The organism is Belliella kenyensis (assembly GCF_022549675.1).
GTDB lineage: Bacteria > Bacteroidota > Bacteroidia > Cytophagales > Cyclobacteriaceae > Belliella > Belliella kenyensis.
Map to the genome: position 1 here is coordinate 47,740 of NZ_JAKZGR010000006.1, position 15,124 is coordinate 62,863.

A 15,124-nucleotide genomic window follows, 5' to 3' on the forward strand; every position below is an offset into this window, starting at 1 on the left:
GAAATGGATAATTTACGTAAGTCGATGGTTCAATTTGAGTCATCGACTTTTTTATTGAGCAAGTGGGATAAGAAATAGATTTGGAAGCTGACTTGTAAGATTTATCAAAGCTGCATTGAGCGGTAGTATTTTTCTTTAATTGGTTTTGTTGGTTTTTATTGATTATCAAAGCGTTTCTTTAAAATGTTAGGAGATGCTGAATTTTATTTTTAATTTTTAGACAATAATTAAATGGAATGTTGGGAAAAACATCTATTTTTCCCAATGATATACGTCATTCGATTCAAAATGAATAAGTTTTAACAAAACCCAAGATTAACTTATGCAAAATTTTACTAGAAGAATTTGGCAAGTAGTATTGTGTCTACTTGTTATAGTTTCCTTTAGCACAAGTTCGGTGTATGCACAGACTACCACCATCAGTGGTACGGTGACAGAGGCAGGTACCAAAGAAACCCTCATAGGGGTAAATATTGTGGTAAAGGGGAAAGTAATCGGTACAGTGACCGATTTACGAGGGAATTTTAACCTGAAAGTGAACCAAGCACCTCCATTGACATTAGTTTTTTCGATGGTTGGATTCACTTCTCAAGAGGTTGAAATTACTCAGGATAATGTTTCGAATCTTCAGGTGGCACTCGAGGAACAATTTATGCTAGGGCAAGAAGTGGTAGTATCTGCCTCTCGTGTAGAAGAAAGCATATTACAATCTCCGGTATCTATCGAAAAAATGGATATTTTGTCCATCAGAGATACACCTGCTGATAATTATTACAAAGGAATAGCAAACCTCAAAGGAGTAGATGTTACTTCTTCTTCAATCAATTTTCAAATCATCAATGCTAGAGGTTTTAATTCTACAGGGAATACGAGATTTGTTCAGCTTACAGACGGTATGGATACTCAAGCACCTGCATTGAATTTCCCTATTGGTAATTTGAATGGACCATCGGAATTGGATGTAGAGTCTGTAGAGTTTATTCCTGGAGCTGCTTCGGCGCTATATGGACCAAATGCTTTCAATGGGATCTTGTTAGTTAACAGTAAAAGTCCATTCGAATACCAAGGCTTAAGTGCTTTTTACAAACAAGGTGTAAACCATATCAATGGTCAACCAGGAGAGCCTACTAGTCCACAGCCTATGTATGAGGGATCTATAAGGTATGCAAAAGCATTCAACAATAAGTTTGCATTCAAAATCAATGCATCCTATATGCAAGCTATGGATTGGCATGGAACAGATCAGACAGACCTTGCAAGACTAAATCAAGGGGAGTTAAACTTCAATCCTGGAGCCAATAGGGTACATGTCTTTGGGGATGAAGTGGCAAACAACATTGGACTATTAAGGAATCAAGCAGCCATCCAAAATGCCTTTGGTGCTGGTGCAAACTCTCTACCAGATCAGATTGTATCCAGAACAGGGTATGATGAAAGATATTTGGTTGATTATAATGCAAGGAACTTGAAGTTGAATGGAGCGTTGCACTATAGAGTTAATGACCGTTCCGAACTTTCTTATACCATGAATTATGGTGCGGGAACCTCAGTGTATACAGGTGCACAGAGATATTCTTTGGCGGCTTTTTCCATTATTCAGCATAAGTTGGAGCTGAAAGGAGCCAATTATTTTTTGAGAGCTTATACCACAATCGAAAATTCTGGGGATTCTTATATTGCTGATTTGACAGGTGTAGCCATCAACGACAGATGGAAATCAAATAATGACTGGTTTGGTCAATATGCTGGTGCTTATTTACAAAATTTGTTTGGTCAAGGTGTGACTCCTGGTGCACTAGGTACACCTGCACAGCAGGCTGCTGCACATCAGTTTGCAAGAGGTGCAGCTGATCAAGGAAGATTGATGCCTGGCACTCCTGAGTTTGAAGCTGCAAAAGCTGGTGTTCGAGGTGATGTGATACCTTTTGGTTCACTGTTCAATGACCAGTCGAGGATGAACATGCTAGAAGGGCAGTATGATTTCAAAAATGAAATTGACTTTATGGATTTACAAGTTGGAGGATCATACAGAGTCTATGATTTGAGATCCAATGGTACCATCTTCGCAGATGTAGAGGGCAATGACATTACAATTCAAGAAGTAGGTGCCTATGCTCAAGCTTCCAAAAGATTCATCCAAGATAAGTTGAAGCTTACTGGATCGTTGAGGTATGATAAAAATGAAAATTTTCAAGGGCAGTTTAATCCAAGAATTTCTGGCGTATTCACAGAAGGTAACAATAACTTTAGATTATCTTATCAAACAGGATTCAGAAATCCCACTACTCAGGGACAACATATAGATTTGAACGTAGTATCTGCAAGGTTGATTGGTGGTCTACCATTTTATAGAGAGAAATATAACATTTATGAAAATTCATTTACCCAAAGATCAGTAAATGAATATATCGCAGCGGTAGGATCGGGCTTGTCACCAGTAGATCCACGAGCTACTGGTCTTTTGGAAAGAGCTACGCCAGACTTGATTCCAGAGCTTAGGCCAGAGCGTGTTCAATCGATAGAAGTAGGGTACAAAAGTCTATTAGCAAGCAATCGACTTATGGTAGATTTTGCATATTACTACAACATCTACAATGATTTCATTACCCAAACTTCTGTTCGAAGAGCCCCAGGACCAGTATTCCCAGGTGCTTTGCCTAACACAGATCAAGGAGCCATCAATGCTATCAATGCACCCACTTTGCTCACGCCGATCACTACTCCAGGTCAAGAAAATACATTCCAAACATATACAAACATCGTAGACCAAGAAGTAAGAGCTCATGGTGCTGCTATAGGTTTGACGTATAACTTTCCTAAGAATTATACACTTGGTGGAAATTACAATTTCAACAGGTTGATATCGACCATTGGGGACGATTTCTTAAATGATTTCAACACTCCTGAGCATAAGACCAATATCACATTTGGAAATAGAAAGGTGACGGATAAAATTGGCTTTGGGCTTACTTACAGGTATCAGACAGCCTTTAGATGGGAGTCGACATTTGCGCAAGGAGATGTACCAGAAATTCATACTTTCGATGCACAGGTAAGTTACAGATTGAAGGATCTGAAATCTATCATAAAGCTTGGTGGATCCAATATCTTTAACAATAGGTATTTCCAGAATTTTGGAGGTCCAACTATTGGAGCGATTTATTACGTGTCTATTACATTTGACGAGTTGTTGAACTAATTAAAATCGACCAAAATGAAATATATCAATAAGTTTATATATGTATTGGTACTTGGAGTCTTGGCTTCATGTACCTATGAGTTTCCAGAACAACAGATTGAAGCTCCCACCTCTGGAAATGCCGACTTTACAAAAATAGTAGCTGTGGGAAATTCTTTGACGGCAGGGTTTATGGATGGTGCACTTTACAACAGAGGCCAACAGAATTCTTTTGCGGTGATGCTTGCCGAACAAGCGAAAGCTGTAGGAGGAGGAGACTTCAATGTCCCAGATATCAATTCTGCCAATGGATTCTTTCAAATGGGACCTCAGGGACCCTTAGGTAGGCTTGTCCTTACCATAAATCCGACGACTGGAGCCACAGGTCCAGCTCCAATAGGAGCAGGTGACGTCCCTGCTAATTTCACTGGAAACAAGACGAATTTAAATAACTTTGGAGTTCCAGGTATTACTTTGTTGACAGCTATTATACCCCAGACAGGTGGGCCTAATGTACCACAGAACCCAGCGTTCAATAGAATGTACGAGAGATTCGCTTCTAATCCGGGAACTTCTACAGTGATAGGTGATGCTGCTACTGCTCTTGCAAATGGTGGTACTTTCTTTACATTTTGGCTAGGAAGTAACGATGTGTTAGGTTATGCTACAGGAGGAGCTTCAAATCCAGCTATTTTGACTTCTGATGCTGATTTTCAAGAAAGGTTAGGTTTAGCATTAGGAACTATGCTCCAAGCTAACACCGAAGCGAAAGGCGCTGTTGCTAATATCCCGGGTCTATCTGTACTGCCATATTTTACCTTGGTGCCATGGAATGCGCTACCGATGTCTCAGGCTCAAGCAGATCAAGCCAATCAAGGATATGCGGCGTATAATGCAGGTCTGGGACAAGCAAGAGCTGCGGGGCTTATTACTGCTGAGGAAGAAGAAAGACGAAGAGTTCAGTTCCAAGCGGGACAAAATGGCTTTGTGATGGAGGATGAGTTTTTGACCAATTTAGCAGGTTTAGGATTACCATCCATCAGACAGAGCAAATCCACAGATAGAGCTACCTTACCGCTATCTTCTGCATTGGGTCAGCCTGTGGGAGGGAATCCTGCTTTGTTGAGGGGGATCAGTTTTCCAGTAGAGGATCAATTTGTCTTAACGCCTCAAGAACAAACGCAAATAAGTGATAAAATACAGTCGTTTAATGGTTTTATAAATGCGGCCGTTCAAGCAAATAGCGAAAGGTTAGTATTAGTCGATATAAATCAGCTTCTGAATAGAGTTCTTCAGGGACAGGTCAATTCTGGTGGTGTTTCTTTGACCGCTTCTATAATCCCTCCTAATGGTGGGTTTTCTCTAGATGGTGTTCACCCAAATGCCAGAGCGCATGCTTTTGTGGCAAATCATTTTATCGATGCAATAAATACAAAGTGGGGATCAAATTTACCCAAAGTAAATCCTAACAGTTTTATAGGCAATGATCTTCCAAGATGATTTCAAATGTATTCTAATAAACTGCATAAAAAAACCACCCGTCAAGGTGGTTTTTTTATGCAATTACTTCCTAGAGCTTATACTCCTATATACTTTAATATAGCAACCCGCTTAATTAAATTGTGCTATTGAAATATTAATTATCTAAATTTTCCTTTAAGCATGGCCAATTTGGCCGCTAAATCTCCTTCTGCAACTTTAGTCTCCTCTTTTCTGTCCTTTTGCTTTATTTTTCCTCTTTCAGCAAAAGGGTCAGACTTCATACTAAGTCCAATTCGTTTTCTAGGGATGTCTACTTCCATCACAGTGACCTCTACTTTTTGATTTACAGCAACGACTTCATTTGGGTCATTTATAAATTTGTCAGCCATGTGACTTAAATGAACCAAACCATCCTGATGCACGCCAATATCTACAAAGGCTCCGAATTTTGTGATGTTTGTTACTATGCCAGGGAGTTTCATTCCGATCTTCAAGTCGGACATTTCATTTACTCCATCTTGGAAACTAAAAACTTCGAAAGTTTCTCTTGGGTCTCTTCCCGGTTTTGAAAGTTCCTCCATGATATCATGAAGCGTAGGAAGTCCTACAGTTTCAGATACATAATTTTTTAAAATAATCTTTGATCGCAGTTCTTCAGAGCTCATAAGATCTACCACTTTGGCTCCGAGATCCTTGGCCATTTTTTCTACAAGGTCGTATCTTTCAGGATGTACTGCGGAGCTGTCCAAAGGATGTTTAGCGTTTCTTATTCTCAAAAATCCAGCTGCTTGCTCGTATGCCTTATCACCCAATCTTGGGACTTTTTTGATTTCTGCTCTTGTCTTGAACGGGCCATTCTCTGTTCTATAGCTCACGATGTTTTGCGCCAAAACAGGCCCCAATCCAGATACATAAGTGAGAAGCTGTTTCGATGCTGTGTTGATTTCCACACCTACGCCATTTACACAACTCATTACGGTGTCATCTAGTGAGTTTTTTAAGGCTGATTGATCCACATCATGTTGATATTGACCTACACCTATGGATTTGGCATCTATTTTTACCAACTCAGCCAAAGGATCCATCAGTCTCCTGCCTATGGATACTGCTCCTCTTATCGTTAAGTCTAAGTCAGGAAATTCTTCTCGTGCTACATCTGAAGCAGAATATATAGATGCACCACTTTCATTGACCATGGTGATGATTACATGCTTAGGTAGACCAAGGCTTTTTATGAATGATTCGGTCTCTCTACTTGCCGTTCCATTTCCTATAGCAATAGCTTCTACCTTGAATTTTTCTACCATATTTTTGATAGTATTACCTGCTTCATGAATTCTTTTTTGAGGTTCATTAGGATAGATGGCTTCATAACTCAATAGCTGACCCTGCTGTCCCAAGCAAACGGTCTTGCAACCTGTTCGAAAACCTGGATCTATTGCCAATACAGATTTTTCGCCTAAAGGTGCAGCTAGAAGGAGTTGGCGAAGATTTTCGGCAAACACTTTAATGGCATCTTCATCAGCTTTTCTCTTGGTCAGAAGTCTGACCTCTGTTTCCATAGAAGGTTTCAATAGTCTCTTGTAACAATCTCTTATGGCTAATTTGACTTGGTCTACTGCACTATTAGATTCTTTCTCGAGAATGACATTATCTATCAAGGAAACAGCAACAAGCTCCTCAGGGCAGGAATCAAGCATCAAAAACAACTCTTTTTCACCCCTTCTCATGGCAAGTACACGATGTGAAGGTGCTGATTTGATGGGCTCTGTCCAATCAAAATAATCCTTGTATTTGATTGCTTCTTCTTCCTTGCCAGGAATAACTTTTGAAACAAATACTCCTTCTTCTACAAAGAGGTCTCTCATCTTTTTTCGAAGCTCAACATTTTCATTTATCCATTCTGCAATAATATCTCGAGCTCCTTGTAGTGCTTCTTCTACGTTAGCTACTTCTTTTTCATTAGAGATATACTTTGCAGCTTCTGAATCCAGATCGATGGATTTTTGCTCAAATAGGAGAGAGGCCAAAGGTTCTAGACCTTTTTCTTTTGCAATAGTGGCTTTAGTTCTTCTTTTTGGCTTATAAGGAAGGTATAAATCTTCCAATACAGACATAGTTTCAGCAGCAATGATCTTCTCTTCAAGTGACTTATCGAGCTTGCCTTGATCCTTTATGGATTTTAAGATAGCCTCTCTTCTTTTGTCAAGTTCACGAAGTTGAAGGGATCTATCTCTGATGGCAGCTACTTGAACTTCATCTAGACTGCCAGTCACTTCTTTTCTATAGCGAGAGATAAAGGGCACCGTTGCTCCTTCATCCAATAGCCCCACTGTGTCAGTCACCTGCTTTAGTTTGATGTTCAGCTCTTCGGCTATTTTTAAATAATGGTCTATATTCATAAGATTTACTAAAATTAAGACCCGCAATTTAGAGTTTATCGCAATGCTTAGAAAAAGTTATACATTGTAATTGTAATCAATGTCACTAAATCACTGAAAATGTGTGAGTAATTTTAAATCAAATTTTAAAAGTAAATTAGCGATTATGAATTGGAAAAAAGAATTTAAAAGCTGGGGGCTTATACTCTCTATTTTTGCATTTTTATACTTTACAGGATTGATCACACCAATTATGGGTGGAATCCAATCAGTTTTGCTTTCTACTGGTTTGATCAAACCCAAGATAACACTTGAAGATAGGACTTATCAAGATTTCAACTATGAAGGACTGTTGACAGACTCTTCAGGTAATATCATGAGTTTAGATCAATTGGAAGGAAAGGTTCTTTTCATAAATATATGGGCAACATGGTGTCCTCCTTGTAGGGCTGAAATGCCCCACATTGCATCTTTGTATGAGAAGTTTGAGGACAGTCAGGATATAGTTTTTTTATTGATAGCGACAGATCAAAATTTTGAAAAAAGCAAATCCTTAGTAAAAGATAAAGGGTGGAGGTTTCCTATTTATCATGCTTCTCATGGCTTAAACTCTTCCTTGCATTCCCAATCTATACCTACAACTTTGGTTGTGAATTCCAAAGGTAAAATATCTTTTTACCAAGAAGGCATGAGTAATTTTGATACACAAGAATTCATTGATTTTCTCCAAAAACAAATGTGATGTAGGAAATAACTACTTGTTTTTTAATTTGATCAAATTAAGATTGAGAGTTATTTTGATTGATATGGTACGTCGAGGCCTTAATCGATCAATTTTTTAGTCAAATTGTTAAATTTTTTCTGATGTTATTTTTGTATAATTTCAATATTAAATTAACATTAATTAATAGGTGGAAATGTTTTATTTAGTATTTAAAACGTATTTAAAGTATAATGAAGTGACTTATTTTGATTTAGTGTGATTTTTTGGATTATCCTTTTTTCGAGAATGAGTTGAAAATAAGAACAAACATAGCTACATTTGGAAAAATGGTCTTTTTATGGCAACTTTTCTAGCACTCAGTACAGCCTTTATTGTCGGGTTTCTTTTGACGCCGATACTTATTCTGATACTGAAAAAAATGAAAATGATAGATGCTCCAGGGGGGAGGAAAATTCACACTGGATTCATTCCTTCTATGGGGGGGGTTGGGTTTGTGATTGGTACTTTTGTAGCGACAATCACATGGGCAAGCTTTCAAGAATTAGTAGAAATTAGGTTTTTTCTCACTGCATTTGGTCTCACTTTTTTGTTGGGCCTGAGAGATGATATGGTCGATTTGAAACCATGGCAAAAGCTTCTAGGTCAGCTTGTCGCTTCTTACATGGTAGTCGTCTTTGGAGACATTAGAATTTCAGGATTATATGGATTCATGGGGATTTATGAAATACCACTGATTATAAGCTATGCGATTTCGATTTTTACGATAGTAGCTCTGACAAATTCATTCAATTTGATTGATGGGCTAGATGGTTTGGCAGGTTCTCTATCATTGGTTGCGTTTACTTTTTTGGGTTGGTGGTTTCTACAAGCAAATATGAATGCATACAGTTTATTTGCTTTTGTTTTGGTAGGAGGTATTCTGTCATTTTTGATCTATAATTGGCACCCAGCCAAGATATTTATGGGAGATACTGGGTCGCTGAGTTTAGGGTTTGCCCTTTCAGTGATGGCAGTGATATTTGTAGATAGGAATGGTACAATGGCAGTTTTCGAAGGGTGGAAGTTCAATGCACCTATTGCTTCTGGATTTGCTTTATTGATAGTGCCTGTTTACGATACCTGTAGGATTTTTACCAAGAGAATCAGGAGAGGAAAGTCTCCGTTTTCAGCAGATAAAAGCCACATTCATCATTTTATGATGAGAATGGGCTTAAGGCACGATCAAGTTGCTTTATCTATGTCGGGGATTATGCTATTTTTTATAGCTGTTATGTTTTTAGGTACTACTTTCAGTGATTATATCATGCTACCTCTTGTGATTTTGACAGCTGTAGTTTTGGGTTTGAGGTTAGATGTAATTACCCTGAGGAGGGTTAAGGAAATTCAAAGCAAGACTCCCCCAATTTTATCTTTAAAGAAATCAAAAAGATCTTCAAAAGGCGCTCCTGAAATCGCCCCAAAAATCATAAAAAAAATTGAGATGAATCAAAATTGATGAATGGTGTATTTTTTTCCTCAATCACCTTGATTTGCAGCATCGATTAATTACTTTAGAAGCTTAATTACTCAATTAATGCTTAACCCCATTCTGCTTTCTGCGCCTTCTTTTGAAGGTAATGAAGAATTATATATTTCAAAAGTACTTGCAACTCCATACATTGCAGCTGGTGGTGATTTTCTAAATGAATTTGAGCTTGCTCTCGCAAATCATGTACATCCCAAAAAGGTAGTTGGACTAAACTCTGGTACCTCTGCTATTCATCTAGGCCTAAAGCTCCTAGGAGTACAGCCGGGTGATCATGTTATTTGTCAATCCTTCACTTTTTGCGCATCTGCTAATCCAATAGTTTATTTAGGAGCCAATCCAATATTCATCGATAGTGAACCACAGACATGGAACATGTGTCCTGATGCCTTACAATCTGCATTGATTCAACTTGATAAAAAGGGAGAGCTTCCGAAGGCTATCATTGTAGTGGACTTGTTTGGAATGCCTGCCAAATACGATGAAATTTTAGATATCGCTAGAAACTATGGTATACCTGTGCTAGAAGATGCTGCCGAGTCTATGGGGTCATCCTACAAAAACCAACCTTGTGGTTCCTTTGGAGATTTGGGTGTGTTTTCTTTCAATGGAAATAAAATCATTACAACTGGTGGAGGTGGAGCATTGATTTCAAATGATATGGAGCTTTTGAACCGATCTAGAAAATTAGCTTCTCAAGCAAGGGAAGAAGTGCACTATTTCGAGCATACTGAAATAGGTTACAATTATAGACTCGGCAATATACAAGCAGCTATAGGTAAGGCACAAATCGAAGGCATCAAAGAAAAAATAGCTGGTAGAAGGCATGTGTTTTTGAGATATCAAAAAGCTTTGGGAGGACTGAGTGGGATTTCATTTTTAGATGAACCCGAAGGTGCATTTTCTAATAGATGGCTCACTACAATACGTATAAATCCATCTTTAGCAGGTTTTGATAAAGATAGGCTAAGATTAAGTCTTCAGGAGAATCATATTGAGAGCAGGTTTGTGTGGAAGCCACTTCATTTGCAGAAGTCATTCCAAGGGTTCAAGTATTTCGGAGGGGAAATAGCTGCAAATATCTTTGACCAAAGCCTATGCCTACCTAGTAGTCCCCAACTTCAAGATGAAGAGATTGAAAGGGTAGTGTCAGTGATCAGGAATCTAGTAGATAAATCGAAAAGCCATGTATAGTCGAATAGGTAAAAGAATATTTGATCTCCTATTAGCAGGATTTCTTGCCTTAGTTTTTTTCCCATTTTTTCTGCTTATATGGATATTGACTTCAATCAATAATCATGGACAATCTGCCTTTTTTTATCAAGAAAGACCAGGTTTGAATGGACAGATTTTCCAAATAATTAAATTTAAGACAATGAGGGACGCTTATGATAGTTTAGGTAATCCACTGCCAGATAGTCAAAGAATTACCAAATTTGGTAGAATCGTAAGAAGAACGTCTTTAGATGAGTTGCCACAACTTTTCAATGTTTTGGTAGGAGATATGAGTGTGGTAGGTCCACGCCCCTTACTCGTAGAATACCTGACATTATATGACATGAATCAAAAACAAAGGCATCTCGTGAAGCCAGGAATCACAGGGTGGGCTCAGATAAATGGTCGCAACGCCATAGATTGGTGTAGTAAATTTGAGTTTGATGTGTGGTATGTTCATCACGTGAGCTTCTTACTAGATGTTAAAATCCTTTTGATTACATTTTTTAATGTATTACAAGGAAAAGGAGTGACGCAACAAGGGCATGTGACGGTAGGTAAATTCAAAGGAAATCAGCCTTTAACTGAATAGTATGCAATTAATTAACATAATCGGAGCTTCTGGGCATGCTAAGTCAATTATAGATTTGATCCCTGATAAGAATGCTATAGTTGGAGTTTATGATGACAATCTAGAATTGACCACCTTGATGGGCTTGAGCGTTACAACACCCATTCCTCCTATCTTCCCAAATAAAAGCCCTTTGGTTATTGCCATTGGGGACAATCGTGTAAGATGTGACTTTGCTAGGCAAATGCATGAAAATCATCAGTTTGTGACTATAATTCACGACTCTGCTATTATCTCAACTTCTGCGCAAATCGGCTCAGGTAGTGTGGTGATGGAAAGGGTAGTGCTCAAAGTGGATAGTTGTGTAGGTGATCATGTCATCCTAAATACAGCTTCTACCATAGACCATGATTGCTATATTGGTGATTTTGTCCATATTGGTCCAGGTTGTACTTTATGTGGGAATGTTCAAATAGGTGAAGGTACCCTGGTAGGTGCTGGGTCTGTCATATTACCAAATGTGAAAGTAGGGAAATGGTGCACTATTGGAGCGGGAAGTGTGGTTATAGAGGACCTCGAAGACGGAGGGAAGTGGATAGGGAATAGGGCTATTTCGAAAAAGATGATATAAATTACATTTTATTTTTTCAATTGATGTAAATCAAGGTGATACAGTTACAATATTTTTTCTGATTATACGCTTTTTTGCCAGCAACTTCAATTCATTGGCTCATCAGGTTGTTAATGGTCAATATCCATAAGTATCCAATATCAATTTATATCGGAAGTTAGATAAATCGGAATTTTGTAATGTTATTGGCAAAGTTCCGTATATCCATAAATATTTTTTAGAAAGTACTAATGCTAGTCTCTTGGTAAAATCAATTGATAAAATTAATGTTTGCATTTGTTCATTAACCCTAATAACTGATCTTATTTATTATCGAAATGAATTGAAAATAGGCAACAGCTTATTCTAATGGTATCTTTCCTGTGAAATATATTTTTCAGAATATCTATCGATCAATTACGGCCAGAGGGTAGATTAACTTCCCCAAACTTTCAATTTTCCATCAAGGAGCGATTCATTGGCCATAGCCACGGCTATTGCAGTAGTTCCCCCATTCATTACATTGGCATGAGGTGTGGCATTTTCTTCTAAGCACCTGTAAAAGTCGGTGAGCGCATAGAAGCTACCATCTTTCAAAGGTTCATCGATAAGTCTGATGCCTTTTCTATCAGCTGTCCAGTTGAGTTTGGTAGCACCAGATACACCATCGACCTCTTGTAGCTCTCTGATATGATCTTCTTCTGCATAGAAATATCCATCATTAAAGAAAAGAGATACTGTACCTTTATTTCCTCTTATTTTGAAAACATATCCTTCATGAGCATTTGAGCAGGTAGCCCCAAAATTCCCAATCATCCCTGCCTCATCGTATCTAGCAAGGATCTGTACATTGTCAAAAGTTTCTCTTCCATCTTTGAAAAAATCAATGCCACCAGAAGCAAAAATGCTGTCAGGTGTAGTTTCAAAGGCCCAATGGATAAAATCCATTTGATGAGAGAGCAATTCTGCTGCTAAGCCACCGGAATACTCATGATACATTCTCCAATTGATGAGTCTTTCAAGATCGGGACTAGGCACATGTCTTCTCCAGTTGTGATTCCTGTCCCACCTCACTTCTATTTGAGTGACCTTTCCCAAATATCCTGATTGGATGTAATTTTTTACTTTGAAATACAATGGGGAATACCTGTATTGATGGCCTATTTGTATCACTTGTTTAGGATATTTGGAAGCTAGATTTTGTAAAGTAATTGCCTCAGCAGCTGTGTGGGTCATAGCCTTTTCTAGATACACATGCTTTCCAGCCTCCAAGGCTGTTTTTGCTTGTTCAAAGTGAAACGATAGGGGAGTGCTAATAAGAATGATGTCTATATCTTTGTCCGCAGCCATCTGTTTATGGTCAGTGTAAACTTTGATTCCTGCACTCTTTCCAGCATGCTTTATTCGATCTGTACGAAAACTCAACGTGTCACACACGGCAGTCACCTTAAACATGTCAGGGATTTCGTTGAATACGGAATGAAGTCCACTTCCTCTGTCACCGTAGCCCAAAATCCCTACTGTGTATTGCTTTTTTATTCCATGGTGTAAAGCAAAGGAAGGTACTGCTGAAGCCAATCCTAAAATGGCACTACTTTTTATAAAATCTCTTCTTTTCAATGGATTATTAGTTGGTTATTACGAGTTTGATTTAAATATAGTAGATTTCATATTTTTCAACAATGAAATTTTTGACTAGCGGTGAGTGTATAAGGATTCGAATGACAATTATTTTCTGGATTCATCACAAACATAAACGCCAAGCTCCTCAGAGAGGTATGTTAAATTTTGTTGATTTTTTCATTCCATTCTCAATAGTGTAGTTTGTTCATGTCAAAAAGAATTATTTTCTGATCTGGTAAAAAATGGATGTTTTTGATGATTAATTTATTTCTGATAGAAACCCCTTTAAAAATTACGGCCCTACGTTTCCATAGAGCCATAATTCAAACTATTAATTGTTAGTGGTTGGTTAATTTTTTTAAGCTAAAGCAATAGAAATTTCGGTTATTTCAACTCTTTGATTTTGATATTCTTGAACTTCACTTCATCTCCATGATCCTGAAGCAGGATATGTCCTTCTTCTGCCTCACCAAAGTTTTCCCAAACTTTATATTTGCTCATGCTCACTAATTTTCTATAATCTTCAGATCCTCTTACGTACTCTAAAACCTTCACACCATTGAGGTAGTGCTGAACAGTATTGTCAGGATATACTACAATTCTTCCTTGATTCCACTCTCCGGGCTTTTTGACAAATCTCTCCTGCTTATCGGCTGTCTTTAGATCATACAATGATGCTAAAGTTCTATTTCCGTCTCGTCCATTTTTTGCATCTGGATGCTTCTTGTCATCCAAGATTTGATATTCTAGACCTATGGCAGATCCTTTGTTTCCTTCTGATAAGGTTACAAAATACTTAACTCCGCTATTAGCTCCTTCTGAAAAGTTAAAATCAAAAGAAAGATCAAAAGTACTAAACTTATCTTTGGTCACAATATCACCGAAACTCATAGATTCAGATCCGTCGGAAGCCTCTACCATCAATATTCCATCTTTGGTATGCCATCCTTTGTCAGGGAAATCAGCTCTGTAAGCTCCTTTCCATCCTTCGGAAGATTCTCCATCAAATAGCAGTTTCCATCCATTTTCTTTTTCATAATCAGTAAGTGTGTTGTAACCAGTATTTACCACATACACATTACCTTCAAAAGCTTTAGGTTTTAAGTTTTCAGTCTGGATTCTAATATTCCTGAAGTATGTCTTTTCACCAGCATGAGCTTCATCATAGATAGCATGAACTTGAAGGCCAATATATCCCTTACTATCCATGTCATCTACTACGTAGGCCACTTCTTGACCGTTGATCCAAGATTTGATTTCGTTACCAATAGCCTCTATTCTATATGTATTCCATTCACCCATATTAAAAGCACTTTTAGCTTGTGGGTTTAAGTCTAGCGGGTATAGCCATCCTCTTCTTGCCTCATCATATAGTCCTCCAGACCAGGCCCTTTCAGTTGGGTCTGCTTCGATTTGATATCCATATACGAGACCTTGTCCATCTCTTGCAGCTTCGTCATATTGACCTCTTATCATTGCACCAGAATTGGAAGAAATATGATTGATTTTAAGCTCAAATTCCAAAATAAAATCTTCATAACTTTCCTCTGTGATCAGAAAAGTATTTGGTGTCCCATATACGGCAGTACCTACTATTTCTCCATCTATTATTTCAAAATTAGCTTTTCCCATGACAGTCTTCCATCCATCAAGACTCTCACCATCAAAGAGTGAAACCCACGCATCTTCTTCTACTGTTGGCGATTCATTTCCACAAGTCTGAGAGGTCAGACTCAAAAGTAAAATAAAGCATATAGGATATAGTTTTTTTATGGTCATATAGATTTGAGTTTTGTTAATTCTCGTACAAGGTTG

Annotated in this window: 10 protein-coding genes; 7 read left to right on the forward strand and 3 right to left on the reverse strand. The window is 38.0% G+C overall.

The window, feature by feature from the left end; all coding sequences use genetic code 11:
• Positions 1-322 precede the first annotated feature (322 nt).
• The gene (locus MM214_RS07735) at positions 323-3,199 is read left to right on the forward strand and encodes a TonB-dependent receptor (RefSeq protein WP_241294066.1); all 2,877 of its coding nucleotides are present in this window, start codon (positions 323-325) and stop codon (positions 3,197-3,199) included.
• A gap of 15 nt (positions 3,200-3,214) precedes the next feature.
• Positions 3,215-4,678, forward strand: a complete 1,464-nt coding sequence (locus tag MM214_RS07740; RefSeq protein ID WP_241294068.1) for a hypothetical protein — start codon at positions 3,215-3,217, stop codon at positions 4,676-4,678.
• A gap of 140 nt (positions 4,679-4,818) precedes the next feature.
• Here MM214_RS07740 and MM214_RS07745 read toward each other — a convergent pair whose 3' ends face one another.
• A complete protein-coding gene (locus MM214_RS07745) occupies positions 4,819-7,062 on the reverse strand; it encodes a Tex family protein (RefSeq protein WP_241294070.1) in 2,244 nt (747 codons plus the stop codon).
• Positions 7,063-7,207: 145 nt separating this feature from the next.
• Between MM214_RS07745 and MM214_RS07750 the strand changes: the two genes are divergently transcribed.
• From MM214_RS07750 to MM214_RS07770, 5 genes are all read left to right on the forward strand, one after another.
• Complete coding sequence (locus tag MM214_RS07750) at positions 7,208-7,783, forward strand: TlpA family protein disulfide reductase (RefSeq protein WP_241294072.1); 576 nt, start codon at positions 7,208-7,210, stop codon at positions 7,781-7,783.
• Between the two features lie 319 nt (positions 7,784-8,102).
• Positions 8,103-9,260, forward strand: a complete 1,158-nt coding sequence (locus MM214_RS07755; protein WP_241294074.1) for an MraY family glycosyltransferase — start codon at positions 8,103-8,105, stop codon at positions 9,258-9,260.
• Positions 9,261-9,338: 78 nt separating this feature from the next.
• A complete protein-coding gene (locus MM214_RS07760) occupies positions 9,339-10,484 on the forward strand; it encodes a DegT/DnrJ/EryC1/StrS family aminotransferase (protein ID WP_241294076.1) in 1,146 nt (381 codons plus the stop codon).
• Positions 10,477-11,097, forward strand: coding sequence for a sugar transferase (locus tag MM214_RS07765; RefSeq protein WP_241294078.1), 621 nt, complete (start codon positions 10,477-10,479; stop codon positions 11,095-11,097). Before MM214_RS07760 ends, MM214_RS07765 begins: the two co-directional genes overlap by 8 nt.
• A gap of 1 nt (position 11,098) precedes the next feature.
• Positions 11,099-11,707 (forward strand): acetyltransferase, encoded by a 609-nt coding sequence (locus MM214_RS07770; protein WP_241294080.1) that lies wholly within the window; start codon positions 11,099-11,101, stop codon positions 11,705-11,707.
• Positions 11,708-12,121: 414 nt separating this feature from the next.
• Here MM214_RS07770 and MM214_RS07775 read toward each other — a convergent pair whose 3' ends face one another.
• Positions 12,122-13,306: a Gfo/Idh/MocA family protein gene (locus tag MM214_RS07775; RefSeq protein ID WP_241294082.1), complete on the reverse strand. Its 1,185-nt coding sequence runs from the start codon at positions 13,304-13,306 to the stop codon at positions 12,122-12,124.
• Positions 13,307-13,693: 387 nt separating this feature from the next.
• Positions 13,694-15,088, reverse strand: coding sequence for a 3-keto-disaccharide hydrolase (locus MM214_RS07780; protein ID WP_241294084.1), 1,395 nt, complete (start codon positions 15,086-15,088; stop codon positions 13,694-13,696).
• Positions 15,089-15,124 lie beyond the last annotated feature (36 nt).